Below are 23653 nucleotides of genomic sequence, written 5' to 3'. Positions count from 1 at the left end.
AGTCTTGCGGGCAGACTCTCCGGGGGATTTCTTATTTTGAGCAGGCCGTTTCCAAGCCTTGGGTTACTTGATCGCGTTTTTCGGATTTTGTTTCCGGGTGTGATGTTTTTGTTGCTCAACGGTTGCGCCAGCGTCAGCTATTACACGCAGTTGGCCAGCGGCCAACTGCAATTGCTGCGGGCGCGCGAGCCTGTGGAAAAGGTGATCAACGATCCGAGCCGCGACGCCACTCTGCGCACCCACTTGGCGCAGTCGCAAAAGGCCCGTACCTTTGCCAGCGAGCATCTGCATTTGCCGGATAACCAGAGCTATCGCCTGTACGCCGACATCCATCGCCCGTACGTGGTGTGGAATGTGTTCGCCACTCAAGAGTTCTCCCTGACACCGCAGAACCATTGCTTCCCGATTGCCGGCTGCGTGGCCTATCGCGGTTATTACAGCCAGAGCGCGGCGCGCGGTGAAGCGGCGATCCAGCGATTGCAAGGCATGGACGTATCGATTGGCGGCGTCGAGGCCTATTCGACGCTCGGCTGGTTCAATGACCCGATTCTTAATTCGATGATGGGCTGGGGCGACGAGCGCCTGGCCACGCTGATCTTTCATGAGCTGGCGCATCAGCGCTTTTATGTGAAAGACGACACCGAATTCAACGAATCCTTCGCCACGTTTGTCGAGCAGGAAGGCACGCGGCAGTGGCGGGTGTTTCGTGGGTTGCCGGCGGACACCGATTCGCGGCTCAAACAACGCGATCAGTTTATTGAGTTGGTGCTCGAAACCCGCTCACGGCTGGAGAAGTTGTATGCGCAGCCATTACCGGCGGAGCAGATGCGCGAACGCAAAGCGGCAGAGTTCGAACGGTTTCGCCGGGATTATCGGCTGATGAAAGACAGCCAGTGGGCCGGGGACAAGCGTTATGACGCCTGGGTGAATGCGCCGCTGAACAATGCGCGATTGCTGCCGTTTGGGCTGTATGACCAGTGGGTGCCGGCGTTTGCGGCGTTGTTCAAAAAGGTCGGGGGGGATTGGCTGAGATTTTATGCTGAGGTAGAGCGGTTGGGTGGGTTACCGGTGACTGAGCGTAAAGCGGCACTGAAAGCATTGGCAGATGATGAGATATCAGTGGCTGATCTGGCCTCATCGCTGGCAAGCCAGCTCCCACAGGGACAGCGGTGAGCCTGAGCACATCGCTCACCTGTGGGAGCTGGCTTGCCAGCGAAGGCGTACTGATCAGCGCCGCAGAAACGCCTGATGCAACTCGTCCAGCGTTTCAAAGTGATAAGCCGGCGCCTCGGCACTCAACTCTTCGAAACTGCCAAACCCATAACCGACCGCCGCCGCATCCAGCCCATTGCTGCGCGCCCCGATCAGATCATGTTTACGGTCACCGATCATCAACGTATTCGCCGGGTCCAGCCCTTCTTCCTTGATCAGATGCGCAATCAACTCAACCTTGTTGGTCCGTGTGCCATCCAGCTCACTGCCGTAAATCACCTTGAAGTGCCGGGCAAAATCAAAATGCCGGGCAATCTCGCGGGCAAATTCCCACGGCTTCGAGGTGGCGATATACAGCTGCCGGCCTTGGCCACTGAGGGTTTCCAGCAACGGCGTGACGCCATCGAACACACGGTTCTCGTACAGGCCCGTCACTTTGAAGCGCTCGCGATAGAAATTCACCGCCTGCCATGCCTTGGCCTCATCGAATCCGTAAAACTGCATGAACGCCTGCAATAACGGCGGGCCGATGAAGTGTTCCAGCTTGGTCAAGTCCGGCTCATCGATGCCGAGCTTGGCGAGGGCGAACTGGATGGAACGGGTGATGCCCTCACGCGGGTCGGTCAGGGTGCCATCGAGGTCGAACAGTACGGTCTGGTAATGCATGAGAAATCCTGAGCAGTTGTAAGGCAATTCAGAGCTGGTCGTAACCTTCGGCAAGATGCAGGTCCTTGAGCTTCACGTAGTTCGCCGCGCTGTAAGTGAAGAAGGCTTTTTCCTTGTCGGTGAGTTCTCGCACCTGTTTCACCGGGCTACCCACATAGAGGAAGCCGCTTTGCAGACGCTTGCCCGGTGGCACCAGGCTGCCGGCGCCAATGATCACATCGTCCTCGACCACCGCGCCGTCCATGACAATGCTGCCCATGCCGATCAACACGCGGCTGCCAACACTGCAGCCATGCAGCATGACTTTGTGGGCGATGGTGACGTCATCGCCGATCAGCAGCGGGAAGCCGTCGGGATTGAACGGGCCGGCGTGGGTGATGTGCAGCACGCAACCGTCCTGGACGCTGGTGCGCGCACCTATACGAATGCGGTGCATGTCGCCACGGATCACGGTCAGCGGCCAGACAGAGCTGTCTTCACCGATTTCGACGTCGCCGATGACCACCGCCGAGCCGTCGACAAACGCGCCTTTGCAAAGGCTTGGGGTGTGATTCTGGTACTTGCGAACGGACACGATAATTTCTCTCTCTGTCGCCGATAGCTGCGGTGAATGTCGATTGTAATTAAGATGGGGCAATGTTTCCCCAGCCAAGGTGCCAACCGTGAGCGTGAACAACCCTCTGCTGCAGTCCTACGACCTGCCACCGTTCTCCACGATCCGTGCCGAACACGTCCTGCCCGCCATCGAAACGATCCTGGCCGACAACCGCGCCGCCATTGCCGAAATCCTCAAGACTCAGGTTCAGAACCCGACTTGGGCCGGCCTGGTACTGGCGATGGACGAACTTAATGATCGCCTCGGTGCTGCCTGGAGCCCGGTCAGCCACCTCAACGCCGTGTGCAACAGCGCCGAACTGCGCGAAGCCTACGAGTCGTGCCTGCCAGCCCTGAGCGCCTACTCCACCGATATGGGCCAGAACCGCGAGCTGTTCCAGGCTTATGAAGCGCTGGCCAACAGTCCGGAAGCCGCCGGTTTCGACGTGGCGCAAAAGACTATTCTGGAACACGCCCTACGTGATTTCCGTCTGTCGGGTATCGACCTTCCGGAAGCCGAGCAGAAACGCTACGCCGAAGTGCAGAGCAAACTGTCCGAGCTGGGCAGCCGTTTCTCCAATCAACTGCTCGACGCCACTCAGGCGTGGACCAAGCACGTCAGCGACGAAGCCGCCCTCGCCGGCCTGACCGATTCAGCCAAGGCGCAAATGGCTGCTGCCGCACAAGCCAAAGGCCTCGACGGCTGGCTGATCACCCTGGAATTCCCGAGCTACTACGCGGTGATGACCTACGCGCAAGACCGCGCCCTGCGTGAAGAAGTCTACGCCGCCTACTGCACCCGCGCCTCGGATCAAGGCCCGAACGCCGGTCAGCACGACAACGGCCCGGTGATGGAAGAGATCCTCGACCTGCGCCAGGAGCTAGCCAAACTCTTGGGCTTCGCCAGTTTCTCCGAGCTGAGCCTGGCCACCAAAATGGCTGAATCCAGCGATCAGGTGCTGAGCTTCCTGCGCGATCTGGCCAAGCGCAGCAAGCCGTTCGCTGCGCAGGATCTGCAACAGCTGCGCGCCTACGCCGCCGAACAGGGCTGCACCGACCTGCAAAGCTGGGACAGCGGCTTCTACGGTGAAAAGCTGCGTGAACAACGTTACAGCGTTGCTCAGGAAACGCTGCGCGCCTACTTCCCGATCGACAAAGTGCTAAGCGGCCTGTTCGCCATCGTCCAGCGTCTGTACGGCATCGAAATCGCTGAACAGAAAGGCTTCGATACTTGGCACCCGGACGTGCGCCTGTTCGAGATCAAGGAAAACGGTCAGCACGTCGGCCGCTTCTTCTTCGATCTCTATGCCCGCGCCAACAAGCGTGGCGGTGCGTGGATGGACGGCGCCCGCGACCGTCGCCGCACGGTTGATGGCGTACTGCAAAGCCCGGTGGCCAATCTGGTGTGCAACTTCACCCCGGCCGACAGCGGCAAGCCTGCGCTGCTGACCCACGATGAAGTGACCACGCTGTTCCACGAATTCGGCCATGGCCTGCATCACCTGCTGACCCGCGTGGATCACGCTGGTGTTTCCGGGATCAACGGCGTGGCGTGGGATGCGGTCGAGCTGCCGAGCCAATTCATGGAAAACTGGTGCTGGGAACCGGAAGGCCTCGCACTGATTTCCGGTCACTACGAAAGCGGCGAGCCGCTGCCCCAGGACCTGCTGGAAAAAATGCTCGCGGCGAAGAATTTCCAGTCGGGCCTGATGATGGTCCGCCAACTCGAGTTCTCGCTGTTCGACTTCGAACTGCATGCCACCCACGGCGACGGCCGTAGCGTGCTGCAAGTGCTCGAAGGCGTGCGTGACGAGGTATCGGTGATGCGTCCGCCGGCCTACAACCGCTTCCCGAACAGCTTCGCGCACATCTTCGCCGGTGGCTACGCGGCGGGTTATTACAGCTACAAGTGGGCTGAAGTACTGTCGGCGGATGCCTTCTCCAAGTTTGAAGAGGACGGCGTGCTCAACGCTGAAACCGGCCGGGCTTTCCGCGAAGCGATTCTGGCGCGCGGCGGTTCGCAGGCACCGATGGTGCTGTTCGTCGACTTCCGTGGCCGTGAGCCATCGATTGACGCACTCTTGCGCCACAGCGGCCTGAGTGAGGACGCGGCAGCATGAGTGAGGCACCTGTGATTACCAAGAAACGCTTTATCGCCGGGGCGGTCTGCCCGGCGTGCAGCGAGCCGGACAAGTTGATGATGTGGAACGAAGACAGCGTGCCGCACCGTGAATGCGTGGCTTGCGGTTACTCCGACACACTCAACGAGCAAGGGCTGTCGGTACCGAAAGAGCTGGGCACGCGGGTCAACACCAGCGCGCTGAACAAACCTGCGCCGGACAAGACCGTGCAGGCGGTGCAGTTTTTTCCCAACCCGAAACTGAAAAAGAAACCTGACCAGCCCAATTGAGCTGTGGCTACTTCGCACCGAATCAACGGTGCGAGGTGGTATCTATGTAATGCCTTGCCCTTGCGCTTTCTCCGTAGGCTGATTTTTTCAGCCTACGGTCAAGGAAGACGCGATGCCCCCTACCAATCCCCTGCTACAACGCTGGCAACTGCCGGCCTGGTCCGACGTAAAGGCCGAGCACCTGGCACCCGCCATCAATGCCATCGTGGCCGATAACCAGCGGATCATCGCCGAAGTGATCGCCACCCAGACCGACCACCCCAACTGGGATGATCTGGTGATAGCCGTCGCCGAAGCCGACGCACGGCTCGCTGAAACCATGGTTCTCATCGACGTGCTCTCGACGGTCAAAAGTGCTGATGTCGACTGGGTAGAGCAGAGCGCCCTGTGCAGTATTACTGCGGCACGCTATCGGGTGCAGAAGTCTGCCAACCTGGAGCTCTATCACACCTATCAACGTCTGCAGCAGAGTTCGATCGCCGACAGCTTCGATGACTTTCGCAAAGCGTCGTTAGCCAAGACCCTGCGCTCTTTTCGTCTGTCGGGCATCGAATTGCCCGCCGAACAGCGCCAGCGGTTAACCTCGATAAACCTCGACATCGAGCTTCAGGAGCAATTGTTCCAAATCAATCTGGAGCGCAGCAATGCCGCCTGGAGCAAGCAGATTGACCAATCGGCGACGCTCGACGGCCTGTCAGCCGCGTTCAAGGATCGGCTGGCGCTCAATGCGCGTCGAACGGGAAAAAGCGGCTGGTTGCTGACGCTGGATCGCAACACTTACGAATACATCATGAAAAATGCGCGAGACCGGAGTTTGCGCGAAGAGTATTTCCGCGCTTATTGCACCCGGGCCTCGGATCAAGGACCGCATGCTCTTCAGTTCGACAACGGTCCGGTTTTGCAAAAGTTACTCGGGTTACGCCATGAAAAAGCCAGGTTGCTGGGTTTCGAGAGCTTCGCCCAACTGCGGCTTGCAAATCACATGGCCACCTCACCCACTCAGGTCGAACATTTTTTAAAGCAACAGATCGAGCAAAATCGTGCCGCACTGGATCAGGACATGCAGGCGCTGCAAGCATTCGCCGCAACGCAGGGCGTCGCAGAACTGCAGGCCTGGGATTTCGAGTTTTTTGCTGAGCAATTACGCCAGCTACGCTCGGCGAGCACACTGAAAGGACTTCGCGAGTATTTCCCGCTAGATGAAACGCTACGCCGGTTCTGCCAGTTCAATGAATACCTGTTCGGTATCAAATTGGCCGAGCAACAAGACCTAAGCAATTGGCACGAGGAGGTGCGGCTGTTTGAAGTCAGCGAATACGATCAGGTGATGGGGTACATCTACTTTGATCCGTTTCATCGTGAGGACGGCCCCGACTTTGCCTTGACCAATACCGTGCGCAACCGACGAATCAATGCCGAGGGCCGGCCGGCCCTGCCGATTGCCATCCTTCACTGCAACTTCCCGCCCGCGACCAGCGAGTATCCCTGCCTGCTTTCACACAAGAACCTGCGCGTGCTATTCCACGAGTTCGGGCATTGCCTGCAACAGGTGCTGACCCGCTCGCCCCACCACAACCTGTCGGGGATCTCGCAACTGGCGCGCGATACAGGTGAGTTCGCCGGGCAACTGTTCGAGCAATTGAGCCTTTCAGAGGAACTGCTTCAGTGGCTGTCAGCACATTACAAAACCCGCGCACCGCTAAGCCGCACACGGCTAACGTCAGCACTGGCCGCGATCGCGACGCACACCAGTCGCGATACCGCCACGCTGCTGCTTGAGTCTTTACTCGATCTTGAATTGCACCGTAGCGAGGAAAATGGCCGAAACGCGCAATCGTGCTTCGAAGCGGTGCTGCAAAAAATTCCGCAGCTGCAATTACCCGCCTATTGCCGCTTTGCCAACAGTTTCGATTATCTGGTGACCGGTTACGAAGCCTCGGTCTACGCCTACAAGTGGTCAGGCGTATTGGCCAGCAAAGCGTTCAAGCGCTTTGGGCGTGATGGGATATTCAATACGCAAACCGGCCGGGAACTGCGTGAAGCGTTCTTCTCCGGTGATTCGACTTCGCTGCTCAGCGCACTGGAGACCTTTATGGCTCAGCCGGTGGCTGCTGATCTGGCAGCGCAACCGGACTGACGCGCCGATCACTCAATGTGGGCGGACTTGAACCAGCTTTTCATTGAACAGGTGGCGAAAGCACTGGTACTGCAATCGCCATTGACCAACGCCGTGCGCAATTTTTCGACATCCACCTGCGTCATGTAACGCACACCATCCTTGAAATGAATACTGTCGCCAAAACCGCCTTGGGTCATCTCGCTCAAGGCATCCTCTTTGCTCCACCCCTGAATCACCACTCGATACATCGCCGCCATCAGTCCGGTGCGGTCGGAACCGTGCTTGCAATGCATCAGCACCGGGCCATTGGCTTCGGCAGCCTGAATAGCCCGCAGGGTCTTGAGTACATCGGCGTCGTCAACGTGATTGGTGCGATAGGGAAGTTGCACCTGATGAATGTCGGGGTCAGACAACCAGTCGTCCGCTTCTGGCAGAAAGTTGATCACCGTGGCGACCTTGAGACTTTTCAGCAGCGGCACCGCGCCGTCATCCGGCAAGGCGCTGCGATAGAGCAATGGCGACAGCTGGAACAGGTTGTATTGCACTTCGACCGGTTGCGCCCACTCAGTCGGACGAACCGTCGATGCCGTCGCCGCCTGGGCCGGTATCCAGGGCAACAGTGCTAAAAAAGCTATACACAAAGCAGGAAAAAAACGCACTCGGGACATGCTGGTTTTACCGTGTCGGGATTCATCGATGAGGGGGAAACGCAGCTTCGGCGTTGCGCGGTCAAAGCCCTGTGAGGCGCCTGTCAAAGAAACGTGAATCCGCACGCTTTCCAGCACTGCCGTAAAGAAAACCGGTGTTTTTTCCGCTGAATCGGTTTATCCGGAAGCTTAGCCTGCTACCATTTGTCACATCATGTTGCAGACGCGTCCCCTTTTTCCGGGTCAGACCGGATCCGTCGCGACGAAAAATCCTCAAGCCGCTCGCAGAAGCGGCTGTCCTCTAATGCCTGATGAGGTGCACCCCAATGTCTGATGAAGATCGAGACAACCCGCGGCGTGAGTTTTTGCGCAAATCCCTGACCCTGATCCCGGTTGTCACCCTGGCCGGCACCGGTCTGGGCAGCAGCGTCCTGCAAGCAGCGCCTGAAGCGGCGCCGGCTGCGCCCGCGCCGCAACCGGTTCACGCTGATGCCAGCGTCTACCAACCGAGTTATTTCACCGCCGAAGAGTGGGCGTTCATCAATGCCGCCGTTGCTCAACTGATCCCCAACGATACTCAAGGACCGGGCGCGCTCGAAGCCGGTGTGCCGGAATACATCGACCGCCAGATGAACACGCCGTACGCCGCCGGTGCGCTTTGGTACATGCAAGGCCCGTTCAATGCCGACGCCGCTCCGGAAATGGGTTGGCAGAGCAAACTGGTGCCCAAAGAGATCTATCGACTCGGCATCGCCGCCACGGATCAGTGGGCAAAATCCCTCAACGGTAAAGTATTTGCTGAGCAAGACAGCGCTACCCGAGACGATTTGCTCAAGCAACTCGAAGCTGGCAAGCCGCAATTCGATGCGGTTCCGGCAAAGATTTTCTTCAATCTGCTGCTGCAAAACACCAAGGAAGGGTTCTTCTGCGACCCGATCCACGGTGGCAACAAAGGCATGGTCGGCTGGACCATGATCGGCTTCCCCGGCGCCCGCGCCGATTTCATGGATTGGGTGGAACGTAACGAGCAATACCCCTTCCCGGCAGTTTCGATTCGCGGCGAGAGGGCGTAAGCATGGCAACGGTAATGAAGAAGGTTGACGCAGTGATCGTGGGTTTCGGCTGGACCGGCGCGATCATGGCCAAGGAACTGACCGAAGCGGGTCTCAACGTGCTGGCGCTGGAGCGCGGGCCGATGCAGGACACCTACCCGGACGGCAACTATCCGCAGGTGATCGACGAACTCACCTACAGCGTGCGCAAAAAACTCTTTCAGGACATCTCCAAAGAGACCGTCACCATTCGTCATAGCGTCAACGACATCGCCCTGCCGAACCGCCAGTTGGGCGCGTTCCTGCCAGGCAATGGTGTTGGCGGCGCCGGACTGCACTGGTCGGGCGTGCACTTCCGGGTCGATCCGATCGAGTTGCGCATGCGCAGCCACTACGAAGAGCGCTACGGCAAAAGCTTTATCCCCAAGGACATGACCATCCAGGACTTCGGCGTCAGCTATGAAGAGCTGGAGCCGTTCTTCGATTTCGCCGAAAAAGTCTTCGGCACCTCGGGCCAGGCCTGGACGGTGAAAGGCCAATTGGTCGGTCAGGGCAAGGGCGGCAACCCGTACGCGCCGGATCGCTCCAATCCGTTCCCGCTGGAAGCGCAGAAAAACACAGTCTCCGCACAGCTGTTCGGCAAAGCAGCGACTGAAGTCGGTTACAAGCCCTACAACTTGCCTTCGGCAAACACCTCGGGGCCTTACACCAACCCTTACGGCGCACAGATGGGCCCGTGCAACTTCTGCGGTTTCTGTAGCGGTTACGTGTGCTACATGTACTCCAAGGCGTCGCCGAACGTGAACATTCTGCCGGCGCTCAAGCCGCTGCCGAATTTCGAGCTGCGGCCTAACTCGCATGTGTTGCGGGTCAATCTCGACAGCAGCAAATCCAAAGCCACCGGCGTGACCTACATCGACGGTCAGGGTCGCGAGATCGAGCAACCGGCGGATCTGGTGATTCTCGGCGCGTTCCAGTTGCACAACGTGCGTCTGATGCTGCTGTCCGGCATCGGCAAGCCATACGACCCGATCAGCGGCGAAGGCGTGGTCGGGCGTAACTTTGCCTACCAGAACATGGCGACCATCAAGGCGTTCTTTGACAAGGACACCCACACCAACAACTTCATTGGCGCCGGCGGTAACGGCGTGGCGCTGGATGACTTCAACGCCGATAACTTCGACCACGGCCCGCACGGCTTCGTCGGCGGCTCGCCGATGTGGGTCAACCAGGCCGGCAGCCGGCCGATTGCCGGCACTTCGAACCCGCCGGGCACACCTGCGTGGGGCAGTGCCTGGAAACGCGCGACCGCCGATTACTACACCCACCAGGTGTCGATGGACGCCCACGGCGCGCATCAGTCCTACCGTGGCAACTACCTCGATCTCGATCCGGTGTACCGCGATGCCTACGGTCTGCCGCTGCTGCGGATGACCTTCGACTGGCAGGAAAACGACATCAAGATGAACCGCTTCATGGTCGAGAAAATGGGCAAGGTCGCCGAAGCGATGGGCCCGAAAGCCATTGCGGTGATCGGCAAGAAAGTCGGCGACCACTTCAACACCGCGTCTTACCAGACCACGCACCTCAACGGTGGCGCGATCATGGGTACCGATCCGAAGAAGAGCGCGTTGAACCGCTACCTGCAGAGCTGGGACGTGCACAACGTCTTCGTTCCGGGCGCCTCGGCGTTCCCGCAGGGCCTGGGTTACAACCCGACCGGGCTGGTTGCCGCACTGACCTACTGGTCGGCGAAGGCGATCCGCGAGCAGTACCTGAAAAACCCCGGCCCGCTGGTTCAGGCTTAAGGAGCGATGACCATGAAAAATCTCGTTATCGCGACTCTGGCGCTGCTCGGCAGCGCCGCAATCCATGCGGCTGAAGTTGATCAAAGTTTGATCAAACAGGGCGAATACCTCGCCCGCGCCGGTGACTGCGTAGCCTGCCACACCGCCAAGGGCGGCAAACCGTTCGCCGGTGGCCTGCCAATGGAAACGCCGATCGGCACGATCTACTCGACCAACATCACCCCGGATAAAACCGGCGTCGGTGAATACAGCTTCGAAGACTTCGATCAGGCCGTACGCCATGGCGTCGCCAAAAACGGCAGTACGTTGTACCCGGCGATGCCGTATCCGTCCTATGCGCGTGTCAGCGAAACCGACATGCAAGCGCTGTACGCGTATTTCATGCACGGCGTAGAACCGGTGGCACAGGAGAACAAGGGCAGTGATATTCCATGGCCGTTGAGCATGCGCTGGCCGCTGATGGGCTGGCGCTGGATGTTTGCGCCGAAGGTCGAGGACTACAAGCCAGTCGGTGACGACGCCGTCATCAGTCGTGGCGCGTATCTGGTCGAAGGCCTCGGCCACTGCGGTGCCTGCCATACACCACGCGCGCTGACCATGCAGGAAAAATCCCTGAGTGCGGCTGACGGTACAACCTTCCTCGCCGGCAGTGCGCCGCTGGAAGGCTGGATCGCCAAAAGCCTGCGCGGCGATCACAAGGATGGCCTCGGCGGCTGGAGCGAAGAGCAACTGGTGCAGTTTCTCAAGACCGGGCGCAGCGATCGCAGCGCGGTGTTCGGCGGCATGAGCGACGTGGTCACCCACAGCATGCAATACATGACCGATGCCGACCTGACCGCGATTGCCCGCTACCTCAAATCACTGCCGGCCACTGATCCGAACGATCAACCGCATCAGTACGATGAGAAAGCCGCCAAAGCACTGTGGAACGGTGACGACAGTCAGCGTGGTGCTGCGGTGTACATCGACAACTGCGCGGCGTGCCACCGCACCGATGGTCACGGCTACACCAGGGTGTTCCCGGCGCTGGCGGGCAATCCGGTGCTGCAATCGGAAGACCCGACTTCGTTGATTCACATTGTGCTCAAGGGCGGTACGTTGCCGGCGACGCACACGGCACCGTCGACGTTCACAATGCCGGGCTTTGCCTGGCGCCTGTCGGACCAGGAAGTGGCGGATGTGGTGAGTTTCATTCGTGGCAGTTGGGGCAACAAAGGCGCGCCAGTTGACGCTGAAGATGTAGCCAATCTACGCAAGAACGATATGCAAACGACTTCCGGGGATGATTTGGGGCAAGTCACTACGCATAACTGACGGATGTGATTGATACGCCGTTGGCACGGTTCGACTTTTCGTGCGGTGTCAGCGGCCGATCAACGCTTGGGCTGAAAGCCTTTAAACTGCGCAAATGCATCGGCCAGCTGCAGATAAAGCTTCTCGTCGTATTTGTCGATGTCGCCATCGCCGTCAGTATCGACGGCGTCTTCGCAGATCACGTCATAACGACCATTGGCCTGCGACGACGAAGCAAAAAGCGAATAGTCGTAATCCATCATTTCGGTCGCGTCCTCGCTGTAGTGATAAAAAGCGATTTCCGGACTTGCATCCCGATCCATATCCGCGATTTCCAGCAGTATTCTGATAGCCATGGATGAAACCCTGCAGATTGATTGCGTGCTTGAGATTAGGTTTGGCGAGAATTCCGGTCTACTGTCAAAGCTGACAGGGTGTATGCCCAGCCAGTCCTTTACCGGCCACCTGCCATTTACCGTCTCTTCTTCTAAAACAATAAAGCCCTGCATGAGTCGTCATGCAGGGCTTTATTTTTATTTGCTGTGAGATTCTTACATTTTCAATTACGGATTAACGATACTTACATAAGCCTTGGCCAGTGCAATCAACTTCGCTTTGTCGTCGTTATCAATATCGCCATCACCGTCCACATCTTTCTTGTTGGTGCGAACAGTGAACGTTTTGCCACGGTCGCTGGACACCGCCACTACGTAGATCGAGTCGACCAGTGCCTCGGTAGGCAGTTCCTGTTCAGCGTTCCAGCCCAGTTCCTTTCGTGCCAGTTGCATCGAAACAATGGTGTTGGGTTCCGATGCATTGGGTTGCATCATTTGCACAAAGACACCGCGTTGATTGAGGTAAGACATGAATTAAATCCTTTGAATTTAGTTATCGGACAAGTGCCACTCGGAGTAGCCAAGGCTATCTTTGATAACTTGTCGCGACAATCAAACATATGTATCTCGGGTTGTACTTCGGCTCTGCACCTATATATAAATTTTGGAACTCAACAAGTATCCCATCGCTGAACGGTACTGGATCACAGCGGGCTTGCTCATGTACTGTATGCATATACAGATCTGGAGCCTGCCCAATGATCAACCCTCTCCCCCAGCGCGGTCGCGGCACCGCCAGCAACCCGCACAACCGCTTCGCGCCGAACCGTTCGGTGGCCGAGGATGACGGCTGGTATCAGGAGGTGCCGCTGACCCAAGGCACCGAGGTGATGATCGAAACCGCGAAAACCATCATTACCCGCAATACCTCTCCGGATCTGCCCTTCGACCGCTCGATCAATCCCTACCGTGGCTGCGAGCATGGCTGCATCTATTGCTACGCACGGCCCAGCCACGCTTATTGGGACATGTCGCCAGGGCTGGACTTCGAAACCAGGCTGATCGCCAAGACCAACGCCGCCCAAGTGCTGGAGGAACAGCTCGGGAAAAAAGGATATCAATGTGCGCCGATCAACCTGGGCTCCAACACCGATCCGTATCAGCCGATCGAGCGCGAACACAAAATCACCCGGCAGACCCTCGAAGTGCTTCTGCGCTATCGACATCCCGTGACCATCGTCACCAAAGGCTCGCTGATTCTGCGCGATCTCGACCTGCTGACCGAGTTGGCCGAGCAACGCCTGGTCGCGGTGATGATCAGCCTGACCACGCTCGATGACGAGCTCAAACGCATCCTCGAACCGCGCGCTGCTGCACCCAAAGCGCGATTGCGCGCCATTCGGGTCATGCGCGAAGCAGGCATACCGGTCGGCGTGCTGTGTTCACCGATGATTCCGATGATCAACGACAGCGAGATCGAAAACCTGCTTAACGAAGCCCACGCGGCCGGAGCACAAAGCGCTGCCTATATGATGCTGCGTCTGCCGCTGGAAGTGGCGCCGCTGTTCGAAGAATGGCTTCAGGCGCACTATCCGCAACGCGCCGCGCATGTGCTGAGCCTGATCCGCCAGAGCCGTGGCGGCGAGCTCTACGACAGCCGTTTCGGCGCACGCATGCGCGGCGAAGGGGTGTTCGCCGACCTGCTCGCGCAACGATTTGCCAAAGCCATCAAGCGTCTGGGCATCAATCACCGCGAAAGCTACAACCTCGATTGCACTGCCTTCTGTCCGCCGGGTCGCCAGATGTCGTTGATTTAGCGACAATTGGCCTATGGTTGAGGGGTTGGAATCCTTCCGCCGAAATCACTCAGTCACGTTTTTTGTGACCTGGAACACACGTGCTAGAGCGTTTGATTCAGTTTGAGTTAAGTTTCGGCGGCTACCTTGTTCATCGAGTGACTGACGGGTCGGGATGACCCGGATGTTTTAAACAGCCACTGGCTTCATACCGGAATACATGGGAACGACTCCCCTAATCCGCCAAAGAGGATGAATCATGAGTGACAAGGATAAACAGCCGTTGGCTGCGTCGGCGCAAACCCCTGAAGCGGAATCCGCCGATGCAGCGCTGCGACAGATCGTAGACGGCTTTTTGCATTTTCATCATGAGGTCTTTCCCCAGCAGGAAGAACTCTTCAAGAAACTCGCCACGGCCCAAGCGCCAAAGGCGATGTTCATCACCTGCGCCGACTCGCGCATCGTCCCTGAGCTGATCACCCAGAGCTCGCCGGGCGATCTGTTCGTGACCCGTAACGTCGGCAACGTTGTCCCGCCTTACGGCCAGATGAACGGCGGCGTATCCACCGCGATCGAATACGCGGTACTGGCGCTTGGCGTGCAGCACATCATCATCTGCGGCCACTCCGATTGCGGCGCCATGCGTGCGGTGCTCAATCCGGACAGCCTGGAAAAGATGCCGACAGTCAAAGCCTGGCTGCGCCACGCTGAAGTCGCGAAAACCATGGTGCACGACAACTGTCACTGCGCCGACGAAAAAGAAAGCATGCCGATCCTCACCGAGGAAAACGTCATCGCCCAATTGCAGCACTTGCGTACCCATCCTTCGGTAGCCTCGCGCATGGCGAACGGTCATCTGTTCATCCATGGCTGGGTCTACAACATCGAAACCAGCGAAATTAAAGCTTACGACGCGGATCAGGGACGTTTCCTGCCGCTCGATGGTAGCCATCCGATTCCGGTGGCGACGCCCAAAGCGCGCTTCTAAATCTTCCTAAACATCTGTGTGGTTTGACGCCGGCCGCTGTTTCAGCGGTTCGGCGAAGCCATGCCTGAAGAAAACTTCGGGAGAATCGCCATGCGTGCGGCTCAATTGAAAGCGGTGTTGCCACGGGAGTTGCTCGCTTCAGTGGTTGTGTTTCTGGTCGCGTTGCCGCTGTGCATGGGTATCGCGATTGCGTCAGGATTGCCACCGGCCAAAGGTCTGATCACCGGGATCATCGGCGGTCTGGTGGTTGGCTGGCTGGCGGGTTCGCCTTTGCAGGTCAGCGGGCCGGCGGCGGGTCTGGCGGTGTTGGTGTTTGAACTGGTGCGCCAGCACGGCATTGAAATGCTAGGGCCGATTCTGCTGCTCGCCGGTTTCCTGCAACTGGTGGCCGGGCGCTTGAAACTCGGTTGCTGGTTTCGGGTTACGGCGCCAGCGGTGGTTTACGGGATGCTGGCAGGGATTGGTGTGTTGATCGTGCTGTCGCAGGTGCATGTGATGCTTGATGCGTCACCGAAGCCCTCTGGCCTGGATAACCTCACGGCGTTCCCGGCGGCTGTGGCGCAGGCCTTGCCGTCGTTCGGCTGGCAGGCCGGGCTGTTGGGGCTGTCGACGATTGCGGTGATGTGGCTATGGGAAAAATTTCGCCCGCATTCGCTACGTTTCGTGCCCGGTGCATTGCTCGGCGTGGGCCTGGCGACAGCTGCCAGTCTGCTGCTGGCGTTGCAGGTCAAACGCGTTGAAGTACCGGCGAATCTGGCCGAAGCCATTGATTGGCTGAAACCGGCGGACCTGCTCAGCCTGGCCGACCCGACGCTGCTGATCGCCGCGTTCGCCGTGGCGTTTATCGCCAGCGCCGAAACCTTGTTGTCCGCCGCTGCGGTGGATCGCATGCACAGCGGCGTGCGTTCGGACTTCGACCGTGAGCTGTCGGCGCAAGGTGTCGGCAACATGCTCTGCGGTCTGCTCGGCGCGCTGCCGATGACCGGGGTGATCGTGCGCAGTTCGGCCAACGTACAGGCTGGTGCGACCACGCGTTACTCGACTATCTTCCATGGTCTGTGGCTGCTGGCGTTCGTGCTGTTGCTGTCGAGTGTGCTGCAAAGCATTCCGGTGGCGAGTCTGGCGGGTGTGCTGGTGTACACCGGGTTCAAACTGGTCGATCTCAAAGCGTTTCGAGGTCTGGGTCGTTATGGGCGGATGCCGATGTTCACCTATGCGGCGACGGCGCTGTCGATCATCTTCACTGACCTGCTGACCGGGGTGTTGATCGGTTTCGGTCTGACGATGTTGAAACTGGCGTTCAAGGCTTCGCGATTGAAGATCAGCCTGATCGATCTGCCGCAGGACGGCGAGATGGAGTTGCGTCTGGTCGGCGCGGCGACATTCCTCAAAGTGCCGGCGTTGACGCAAGTGCTGGGCAGTATTCCGCAAGGCACCACGGTGCATGTGCCGCTCAATAACCTGAGCTACATCGACCATTCGTGTCTGGAGTTGCTGGAGGAGTGGGGCCGGGCGAATGCGGCGAAGGGCTCGAAGCTGTTGATTGAGTCGCGCGGGTTGAAGCGCAGGCTTGAGGGACGGATTCGCACAACTACCGGGATCGGCGCTGCCGGCTAAATTTGCTGGTTGAACTCAACCCCTGTAGGAGCTGCCGCAGGCTGCGATCTTTTGATGTTGTTTTTAACAATCAAGATCAAAAGATCGCAGCCTGCGGCAGCTCCTACATTGGATCGTGTGAACTCAGGCAGCAGGCTGGTCCAGTTCCAGGCCCACACCCAGGCGTCGGCTCATGCATGGCCAGCGTTTCCACGCGGCGCCGGTGTCCGGGCTGCTGAGTTTGCCGCGGTAGGCTTCTACCGATTCCAGGGCAAAACTCTCGTCGTTGAGCATCTCGTCGATGGCGTGATGCACTGCTTCGTCCAGTTGGTTGGCAAATTCCTCACCGATCAATTGGTGAGCAATCAAGTTAGCGACCGTCATGTCCAAGGGGATCAGTGGCTGGCCGAAATGCTTGATGTACAGGTCGTTGACCTCTTCAACAAAACGGTGCGCCAGATAGGCTTCGTCGAGCAGGCTGTCCAGGCCAACGTGCCCGGCCATGATGGCTGGCGGCTGGAGGAAATACTGCTCGGCGATTTTCAGCACCGGTTTGATCTGCGATTCGATTCCCGCTTCCCTGGCAACTTCATTGGCTGCATCCAGCAGGTCTGGCACTTCATCAATGTAGGCGGCGACAAAACGCGTCAGCACACCGTTGGCGTCGGCTTCCGGCAATTGGATCGCCGGGTGTAAATGAGGCAGCTTGCTTTCCAGCTGACGGGTCAGCAGGCCGGTTTCTTTTTCGTGTTGTTGGGCTTTTTGGATCTGCTCGCGCAATGCGGCGGTGTTCATGAAAACTCCAGGAAACAAGGCAATGAAATAGGGAAGACATAACTTAGCTGGCTTACGAAAAATGCTAAGACGCATTTGTCATAATTATTTCATCCTTGATGCACCTGCGTTATATCGGTTTGCCACCACTCGTCTGCATCCTTCTCCATTCGTGCCCTTGAACGCAAGTGCCAGCTGTTTCAGCTGATTTACGTGCGCACATTGCAATTTCCCGTCGCTGTCTATACTCGCCATTGAATGGAGTTAGCTGATGACGCCCGACTGCACCCGCAGCAAGGCCCGGCGATTCAAGTTCGTAGTCTGATGCAGCCGCTCCCTTGCCGCAGGCGAAAGCCGGCGGGATAACAAGAACGATAAGGGGAACCCGCAATGATGCGACATCCACACGTCTGGATGGGCCTCCTGTTGTGGTCGATTTTCAGTCCGGCACACGCTGCCTGGACTGTGAATATGGCGCCTGGAGCGACTGAAATCAGTCACGCAGTATTCGACCTGCACATGACCATTTTCTGGATCTGTGTGGTGATCGGGATCATCGTCTTCGGCGCCATGTTCTGGTCGATGATGGTGCACCGCCGTTCTACCGGGCAGGTCGCCGCAAAATTCCACGAAAGCACTACCGTCGAAATTCTCTGGACCGTCGTACCGTTCCTGATTCTGGTGGCGATGGCCGTACCGGCGACCGCCACCTTGATCAAGATGTACGACACCAGTGAGCCGGATATCGATATCCAGATCACCGGTTATCAGTGGAAGTGGCACTACAAATACCTGGGCCAGGACGTCGAGTTCTTCAGCAACCTGGCCACCCCCGCCGAGCAGATCCACAACAAGGAAACCAAGAGCGAGCATTACTTGCTCGAGGTCGACAAGCCGTTGGTGCTGCCGACCGGCGCCAAAGTACGCTTCCTCGTGACTTCCGCCGACGTCATTCACTCCTGGTGGGTGCCGGCCTTCGCGGTGAAACGCGATGCGATCCCGGGATTCGTCAACGAGGCGTGGACGCGCATCGACAAGCCCGGCATTTACCGTGGCCAGTGCGCCGAACTGTGCGGCAAGGATCACGGCTTCATGCCGATCGTGGTCGAGGTCAAGGACAAGGCCGACTACGACAAGTGGCTCGCCGAGCGCAAAGCCGAGGCCGCGCAGCTTAAAGAGCTGACCAGCAAGGAATGGACCCTCGACGAACTCAAGGAGCGCGGCGACAAGGTCTACCACACCACCTGCGTTGCCTGTCACCAGGCCGAAGGCCAAGGCCTGCCGCCGATGTTCCCGGCGCTCAAGGGCTCGAAAATTGCCACCGGCCCGATCAAGGATCACTTGAGCATTGTCTTCCACGGCAAACCCGGCACCGCCATGGCGGCGTTCGGCAAGCAGCTGTCGGAAGTCGATATCGCAGCGGTCGTGACCTACGAACGTAACGCCTGGGGCAACAACAAGGGCGACATGGTCACGCCAAAAGAAGTGCTGGAGCTGAAACAGGCGGAAAGCAAATGAGCCGGTCTATCGCGTACCTCGTGAACCGGCCGGGGCAGCGCGCCCCGGCCCGCCCCACCCACTCACGTAAAGGAGACCGGCCATGAGCGCTGTCATCGATGACCACGGTCATGCCGACCACGCCCACGGCCCCGCCAAAGGCCTGATGCGCTGGGTGCTGACCACCAACCACAAGGACATCGGCACGCTGTACCTGTGGTTTGCGTTTTCCATGTTCCTGCTCGGCGGTACGTTCGCGATGGTGATTCGCGCCGAACTGTTCCAGCCAGGGCTGCAGATCGTCGAACCGGCGTTCTTCAACCAGATGACCACCATGCACGGTCTGGTGATGGTCTTCGGTGCGGTGATGCCGGCCTTCGTCGGCCTCGCCAACTGGATGATCCCGTTGATGATCGGCGCGCCGGACATGGCCCTGCCACGGATGAACAACTTCAGCTTCTGGCTGCTGCCGGCGGCGTTCCTGATCCTGGTGTCGACCCTGTTCACCCCGGGTGGCGGGCCGAACTTCGGCTGGACGTTCTATGCGCCGCTGTCGACGACTTATGCACCGGAAAGCGTGACCTTCTTCATCTTCGCCATCCACTTGATGGGGATCAGTTCGATCATGGGCGCGATCAACGTGGTCGCGACCATCCTCAACCTGCGCGCTCCCGGCATGACGCTGATGAAAATGCCGCTGTTCGTCTGGACCTGGCTGATCACCGCGTTCCTGCTGATCGCGGTGATGCCGGTGCTGGCCGGGTGCGTGACGATGATGCTGATGGACATCCACTTCGGCACCAGTTTCTTCAGTGCTGCCGGTGGCGGTGACCCGGTGTTGTTCCAGCATGTGTTCTGGTTCTTCGGGCATCCCGAGGTGTACATCATGATCCTGCCGGCCTTCGGCGCCGTCAGCTCGATCATCCCGACCTTCTCGCGCAAGCCGCTGTTCGGCTACACCTCGATGGTCTACGCGACGGCGAGCATCGCCTTCCTGTCGTTCATCGTCTGGGCGCACCACATGTTCGTGGTCGGCATTCCGTTGGTGGGCGAGCTGTTCTTCATGTACGCCACGCTGCTGATCGCGGTGCCGACCGGGGTGAAGGTGTTCAACTGGGCCAGCACCATGTGGCAAGGCTCGCTGACCTTCGAAACGCCGATGCTGTTCGCGGTGGCGTTCGTGATCCTGTTTTCCATCGGCGGTTTCTCCGGACTGATGCTGGCCATCGCCCCGGCAGACTTCCAGTACCAGGACACCTACTTTGTGGTCGCGCACTTCCACTACGTGCTGGTGCCGGGGGCGATCTTCGGGATCTTCGCCTCGACTTACTACTGGCTGCCGAAATGGACCGGCCACATGTACGACGAAACCCTCGGCAAGCTGCATTTCTGGCTGTCGTTCGTCGGCATGAACCTGACCTTCTTCCCGATGCACTTCGTCGGGCTTGCGGGAATGCCGCGACGGATTCCGGACTACAACCTGCAGTTCGCCGACTTCAACATGGTCTCCTCGATTGGCGCGTTCATGTTCGGCGCGACGCAGATATTCTTCCTGTTCATCGTCATCAAGACCATTCGCGGCGGCCCGCCAGCACCGGCCAAGCCTTGGGATGGTGCGGAAGGTCTGGAGTGGAGCGTGCCGTCACCGGCGCCGTATCACACCTTCACCACACCGCCGGAAGTGAAATGAACACAGATCTCCCTGTGGGAGCGAGCCTGCTCGCGAAGAACGATGACGCGGTTCATCTGATGCACCGAGTTGTCTGCTTCGCGAGCAGGCTCGCTCCCACAAGGGATCTGATGAGAGGCATGAACCATGGCTGATTCGATCTCGATGAAAAAACTCGTCACCCGCCTGCTCGGCGTGGTGGTGGCGATGTTTGTGTTCGGTTTTGCCCTGGTGCCGATCTACGACGTGATGTGCAAAGCCTTCGGCATCAACGGCAAGACCGGTGGGCAGTACGAGGGTGAGCAAGTGGTCGACACTTCTCGCCAGATCCGTGTGCAGTTTCTCTCGACCAACACCGCCGACATGCCCTGGGATTTCTACCCCAAGCATGACGAACTCACCGCCAACCCCGGCGCGGTCAACGAGATGATCTTCATCGCGCGCAACCCCACCGACAAACCGATGAGTGCGCAAGCCGTGCCGAGCATCGCGCCGAGCAATGCGGCGGCGTATTTCCACAAGACCGAATGCTTTTGCTTTACCCAGCAGGTGCTGCAGCCCGGTCAGCAGATCGAAATGCCGGTGCGCTTCATTGTTGACCGCGACATGCCCAAGGATGTGAAGCACCTGACGCTGTCCTACACGCTGTTCGATATCACCGCCCGACATCCACCGGTGGCTGTAAACACTGGCGGTTGAGCGTGCCCGATAAGGAGAACAATAAATGGCAACTCATGAGCACTATTACGTACCGGCCCAGAGCAAATGGCCGATCATCGCCACTTTCGGCATGGCCATTACCGTCTACGGCCTGGCCGTCTGGTTCAACGATCTGAAGGCGACGCGTCCGGAATCCCACGGCCCGTACATCTTTTTCGTTGGCAGCCTGTTGCTGGCGTACATGCTGTTTGGCTGGTTCGGGGCGGTGATCAAGGAAAGCCGCGCGGGCCTTTACAGCGCGCAGCTGGATCGCTCGTTTCGCTGGGGCATGAGTTGGTTCATCTTCTCCGAAGTGATGTTCTTCATCGCCTTCTTCGGCGCGCTGTTTTACGTGCGACACATCTCCGGGCCGGCGCTCGGCGGTGAAGGCACCAAAGGCCTCGCGCACATGCTCTGGCCGAACTTCCAGTTCACCTGGCCGCTGCTGCACACGCCGGACCCGAAACTGTTCCCGCCGCCCAAGGACGTCATCAGCCCGTGGGGCCTGCCGCTGATCAATACGATTCTGCTGGTCAGCTCCAGTGTGACCATCACCATCGCCCACCATGCCCTGAAAAAAGGTCATCGCGGCGCGCTGAAAATCTGGCTGGCGATCACCGTGCTGCTCGGTTGCGCGTTTCTTGGCTTCCAGGCTGAGGAATACATTCACGCCTATCACGAACTGGGCCTGACCCTCGGTTCGGGCATTTATGGCGCGACGTTCTTCATGCTCACCGGGTTCCACGGCGCCCACGTAACCATCGGCACGATCATTCTGTTTGTGATGCTGATGCGCATCATGAAGGGCCATTTCGACAACGAGCACCAGTTCGGCTTCGAAGCGGCGAGCTGGTATTGGCACTTCGTCGACGTGGTGTGGATCGGCCTGTTTATCTTCGTTTACGTACTCTGAGGATCAACGCTACCAAGGCGCATGCGACACCAATTGGCCGCTGTAAAAGCCCCAGGCGATCAAGCCGACGGTGGCGGCGGCCAATGCCACCCGAACACTCAAGGCGATGACCAGGCGATTGGAACTGCTGTCGTCCTTGACCAGGAAAAACAGGCCGCTGAACAGGCTGATCACCGTGGCAATCAGCATCAGGACGATGGCTGTTTTGAGCATGGGAAGAACTCCGGGGGACAGGCGATGCAGTTGAGTATAGCGATCGCAACGACTGACTTTGTGGCGCAGCCATGAAGCGCTTTCGCCCAGGCGTGATACCGACCGTGGTGGTGGCGTTGTTGCTGCCGCTGCTGGTGTCGCTGGGCTTCTGGCAATTGAGTCGGGGTGCCGAGAAAACCGCCCTGCTCGCCAGTTACGCGGAACGCCGCGCTGCCGAACCGATGGCCAGCAGCGAACTGCTCAATAGCGCTGATCCGGCTTATCGCCGCGTGCATCTGCACGGTCAGTTCGATGCCGCGCACAGCTTGTTGCTGGATAACCGCCAGCGTAACGGCAAGGTCGGCGTCGAGTTGCTGCAACCCTTTCAGGATCAACGCACCGGATTGTGGCTGCTGGTCAATCGCGGCTGGCTGCCGTGGCCGGATCGCCGCGTGCCGCCACAATTCACTACGCCCAGTGAAGCGTTGAATGTCGATGCCTGGGTCTACGTCGCCCCTGGCGCCACTTTTCAGTTGCACGCCGACCCGGTCAGCAGCACCTGGCCGCAAACCATCACTGCCGTCGAACCCGTCAAGCTGTGGAAAACCCTTGAGCGCGACGGCTTCACCTACGAATTACGCGCCGAACCCGGCCCGGCCAGCTACGAGGCCGATTGGCCGGTGGTCGCCATGGGCCCGGAAAAACACCTCGGTTACGCCGTGCAGTGGTTCGCCATGGCCACCGCCCTGCTCGGCCTCTACGTCTATTTGGGCTTGCACAACGCAAAGGAGAACCACCATGGGAACGGCCATGAATCCACCCAGCATGTCTGAGGCGAAGCCTGCCGCCACCCGTCGTCGCGGGCGCATTCAGTTATTGCTGATTGTGCTTGGCGTGATCGGGCCGATGGTGCTCGCCACCGGCATGTACAAATTGCAGTTCTGGGTGCCAGAAGGTCGCAGCTATCACGGCGAACTGATCGGCAACGGCCAGACCCGCGCCGACCTCGGCGTGCAAGCGGAGGAAGAGCGCTGGCAGATACTGGTCACCGCACCGAAAGACTGCGCGGTGGACTGCCAGCAACTGGTGTATCTGGCGCGGCAGATCCAGATCGGCCTCGGTCGCGATGCCGGCCGCGCAAGCCACGCCCTTGCTGCTGCGCAACCGGTGAGCGCTGATTACGACGCCAAGCTGACCCGCGAATATCCGCAACTGCAACGCTACCCGCTGGACGCCGGTGTGTTCAGCAAGACAACCGGCGACAAAGCCACGCCGCAACTGTGGATCATCGACCCTCACGGCAATCTCGTACTGCGTTACGAGCCGAATGTAAAAGGCAAGGATCTGCTCAACGACCTGCGGCACCTGCTGAAACTGTCGAACATCGGATAAG

At 58.9% G+C, this 23653-nt stretch carries 23 protein-coding genes; 16 read left to right on the top strand and 7 right to left on the bottom strand.

The features are described from left to right. Nucleotides 1–36 precede the first annotated feature (36 nt). Nucleotides 37–1173 carry an aminopeptidase gene (locus tag ACOYXH_RS26015; protein ID WP_460410032.1) on the top strand — a complete coding sequence of 379 codons (1137 nt, stop codon included), beginning with the start codon at nt 37–39 and terminating at the stop codon, nt 1171–1173. A gap of 54 nt (nt 1174–1227) precedes the next feature. On the opposite strand, the gene ACOYXH_RS26010 is transcribed toward ACOYXH_RS26015, so the two are convergent. Both ACOYXH_RS26010 and ACOYXH_RS26005 read right to left on the bottom strand, forming a co-directional pair. Next, nucleotides 1228–1878 carry an HAD family hydrolase gene (locus tag ACOYXH_RS26010; protein WP_095049518.1) on the bottom strand — a complete coding sequence of 217 codons (651 nt, stop codon included), beginning with the start codon at nt 1876–1878 and terminating at the stop codon, nt 1228–1230. 28 nt (nt 1879–1906) lie between these two features. Continuing rightward, a complete protein-coding gene (locus ACOYXH_RS26005; protein ID WP_095125104.1) occupies nt 1907–2452 on the bottom strand; it encodes a gamma carbonic anhydrase family protein in 546 nt (181 codons plus the stop codon). A gap of 88 nt (nt 2453–2540) precedes the next feature. Between ACOYXH_RS26005 and prlC the strand changes: the two genes are divergently transcribed. The 3 genes from prlC to ACOYXH_RS25990 all read left to right on the top strand — a co-directional run bounded on the left by prlC (nt 2541) and on the right by ACOYXH_RS25990 (nt 7019). Then, complete coding sequence (gene prlC / locus ACOYXH_RS26000; protein ID WP_460410031.1) at nt 2541–4592, top strand: oligopeptidase A; 2052 nt, start codon at nt 2541–2543, stop codon at nt 4590–4592. Next, complete coding sequence (locus ACOYXH_RS25995; RefSeq protein WP_095049521.1) at nt 4589–4882, top strand: YheV family putative zinc ribbon protein; 294 nt, start codon at nt 4589–4591, stop codon at nt 4880–4882. The genes prlC and ACOYXH_RS25995 overlap by 4 nt, the downstream gene beginning before the upstream one ends. Before the next feature lie 112 nt (nt 4883–4994). Beyond that, on the top strand, nt 4995–7019 hold the full coding sequence (locus ACOYXH_RS25990; RefSeq protein ID WP_460410030.1) for a M3 family metallopeptidase: 2025 nt from the start codon (nt 4995–4997) through the stop codon (nt 7017–7019). A gap of 8 nt (nt 7020–7027) precedes the next feature. On the opposite strand, the gene ACOYXH_RS25985 is transcribed toward ACOYXH_RS25990, so the two are convergent. Next, nucleotides 7028–7669 carry a phosphatase domain-containing protein gene (locus ACOYXH_RS25985; RefSeq protein ID WP_095049523.1) on the bottom strand — a complete coding sequence of 214 codons (642 nt, stop codon included), beginning with the start codon at nt 7667–7669 and terminating at the stop codon, nt 7028–7030. A 305-nt stretch (nt 7670–7974) separates the two neighbouring features. Here ACOYXH_RS25985 and ACOYXH_RS25980 point away from each other — a divergent pair, with 305 nt between their 5' ends. From ACOYXH_RS25980 to ACOYXH_RS25970, 3 genes are read left to right on the top strand one after another with little or no spacing between them, the layout of a single operon-like run. Further along, nucleotides 7975–8721 carry a gluconate 2-dehydrogenase subunit 3 family protein gene (locus ACOYXH_RS25980; protein WP_095049524.1) on the top strand — a complete coding sequence of 249 codons (747 nt, stop codon included), beginning with the start codon at nt 7975–7977 and terminating at the stop codon, nt 8719–8721. A gap of 2 nt (nt 8722–8723) precedes the next feature. Beyond that, complete coding sequence (locus ACOYXH_RS25975; protein ID WP_116254160.1) at nt 8724–10508, top strand: GMC family oxidoreductase; 1785 nt, start codon at nt 8724–8726, stop codon at nt 10506–10508. 12 nt (nt 10509–10520) lie between these two features. After that, nucleotides 10521–11822 (top strand): c-type cytochrome, encoded by a 1302-nt coding sequence (locus tag ACOYXH_RS25970; RefSeq protein ID WP_095125100.1) that lies wholly within the window; start codon nt 10521–10523, stop codon nt 11820–11822. Nucleotides 11823–11881: 59 nt separating this feature from the next. On the opposite strand, the gene ACOYXH_RS25965 is transcribed toward ACOYXH_RS25970, so the two are convergent. Together ACOYXH_RS25965 and ACOYXH_RS25960 are read right to left on the bottom strand one after the other, a co-directional pair. Beyond that, entirely contained in the window at nt 11882–12157 is a 276-nt protein-coding gene (locus ACOYXH_RS25965) for a hypothetical protein (protein ID WP_095049527.1), read from the bottom strand. Nucleotides 12158–12364: 207 nt separating this feature from the next. Then, the gene (locus tag ACOYXH_RS25960) at nt 12365–12667 is read right to left on the bottom strand and encodes a hypothetical protein (RefSeq protein ID WP_095049528.1); all 303 of its coding nucleotides are present in this window, start codon (nt 12665–12667) and stop codon (nt 12365–12367) included. A 227-nt stretch (nt 12668–12894) separates the two neighbouring features. On the opposite strand from ACOYXH_RS25960, the gene ACOYXH_RS25955 reads away from it, so the two are divergent. The 3 genes from ACOYXH_RS25955 to ACOYXH_RS25945 all read left to right on the top strand — a co-directional run bounded on the left by ACOYXH_RS25955 (nt 12895) and on the right by ACOYXH_RS25945 (nt 16537). Continuing rightward, entirely contained in the window at nt 12895–13953 is a 1059-nt protein-coding gene (locus ACOYXH_RS25955; RefSeq protein WP_093429491.1) for a PA0069 family radical SAM protein, read from the top strand. Nucleotides 13954–14191: 238 nt separating this feature from the next. Further along, nucleotides 14192–14920, top strand: a complete 729-nt coding sequence (locus tag ACOYXH_RS25950; protein WP_064116616.1) for a carbonic anhydrase — start codon at nt 14192–14194, stop codon at nt 14918–14920. A gap of 90 nt (nt 14921–15010) precedes the next feature. Then, complete coding sequence (locus ACOYXH_RS25945) at nt 15011–16537, top strand: SulP family inorganic anion transporter (protein WP_095049529.1); 1527 nt, start codon at nt 15011–15013, stop codon at nt 16535–16537. A 123-nt stretch (nt 16538–16660) separates the two neighbouring features. On the opposite strand, the gene ACOYXH_RS25940 is transcribed toward ACOYXH_RS25945, so the two are convergent. Continuing rightward, on the bottom strand, nt 16661–17311 hold the full coding sequence (locus ACOYXH_RS25940) for a hypothetical protein (RefSeq protein WP_095049530.1): 651 nt from the start codon (nt 17309–17311) through the stop codon (nt 16661–16663). Nucleotides 17312–17680: 369 nt separating this feature from the next. Between ACOYXH_RS25940 and coxB the strand changes: the two genes are divergently transcribed. The 4 genes from coxB to ACOYXH_RS25920 all read left to right on the top strand — a co-directional run bounded on the left by coxB (nt 17681) and on the right by ACOYXH_RS25920 (nt 22068). Beyond that, complete coding sequence (gene coxB, locus ACOYXH_RS25935; RefSeq protein WP_095049531.1) at nt 17681–18808, top strand: cytochrome c oxidase subunit II; 1128 nt, start codon at nt 17681–17683, stop codon at nt 18806–18808. Nucleotides 18809–18890: 82 nt separating this feature from the next. Continuing rightward, complete coding sequence (ctaD, locus tag ACOYXH_RS25930) at nt 18891–20477, top strand: cytochrome c oxidase subunit I (protein ID WP_007911725.1); 1587 nt, start codon at nt 18891–18893, stop codon at nt 20475–20477. Between the two features lie 126 nt (nt 20478–20603). Beyond that, nucleotides 20604–21155: a cytochrome c oxidase assembly protein gene (locus ACOYXH_RS25925; protein WP_460066598.1), complete on the top strand. Its 552-nt coding sequence runs from the start codon at nt 20604–20606 to the stop codon at nt 21153–21155. 25 nt (nt 21156–21180) lie between these two features. Then, the gene (locus ACOYXH_RS25920; RefSeq protein WP_320413703.1) at nt 21181–22068 is read left to right on the top strand and encodes a cytochrome c oxidase subunit 3; all 888 of its coding nucleotides are present in this window, start codon (nt 21181–21183) and stop codon (nt 22066–22068) included. Between the two features lie 9 nt (nt 22069–22077). Here the strand turns inward: ACOYXH_RS25920 and ACOYXH_RS25915 are convergent, their stop codons facing one another. Beyond that, nucleotides 22078–22281, bottom strand: a complete 204-nt coding sequence (locus ACOYXH_RS25915) for a twin transmembrane helix small protein (protein ID WP_007911731.1) — start codon at nt 22279–22281, stop codon at nt 22078–22080. Between the two features lie 71 nt (nt 22282–22352). Here ACOYXH_RS25915 and ACOYXH_RS25910 point away from each other — a divergent pair, with 71 nt between their 5' ends. Continuing rightward, complete coding sequence (locus ACOYXH_RS25910; protein WP_320413702.1) at nt 22353–23093, top strand: SURF1 family protein; 741 nt, start codon at nt 22353–22355, stop codon at nt 23091–23093. After that, entirely contained in the window at nt 23059–23652 is a 594-nt protein-coding gene (locus ACOYXH_RS25905) for a hypothetical protein (protein WP_095125097.1), read from the top strand. Before ACOYXH_RS25910 ends, ACOYXH_RS25905 begins: the two co-directional genes overlap by 35 nt. The last annotated feature ends 1 nt before the right edge of the window (nt 23653 follow it).

The sequence above is a fragment of the Pseudomonas sp. Mb7 genome, assembly GCF_054790525.1.
The sequence above is the reverse complement of the archived record's forward strand: the minus strand, read 5'-3'. Positions and strand labels throughout refer to the sequence as shown.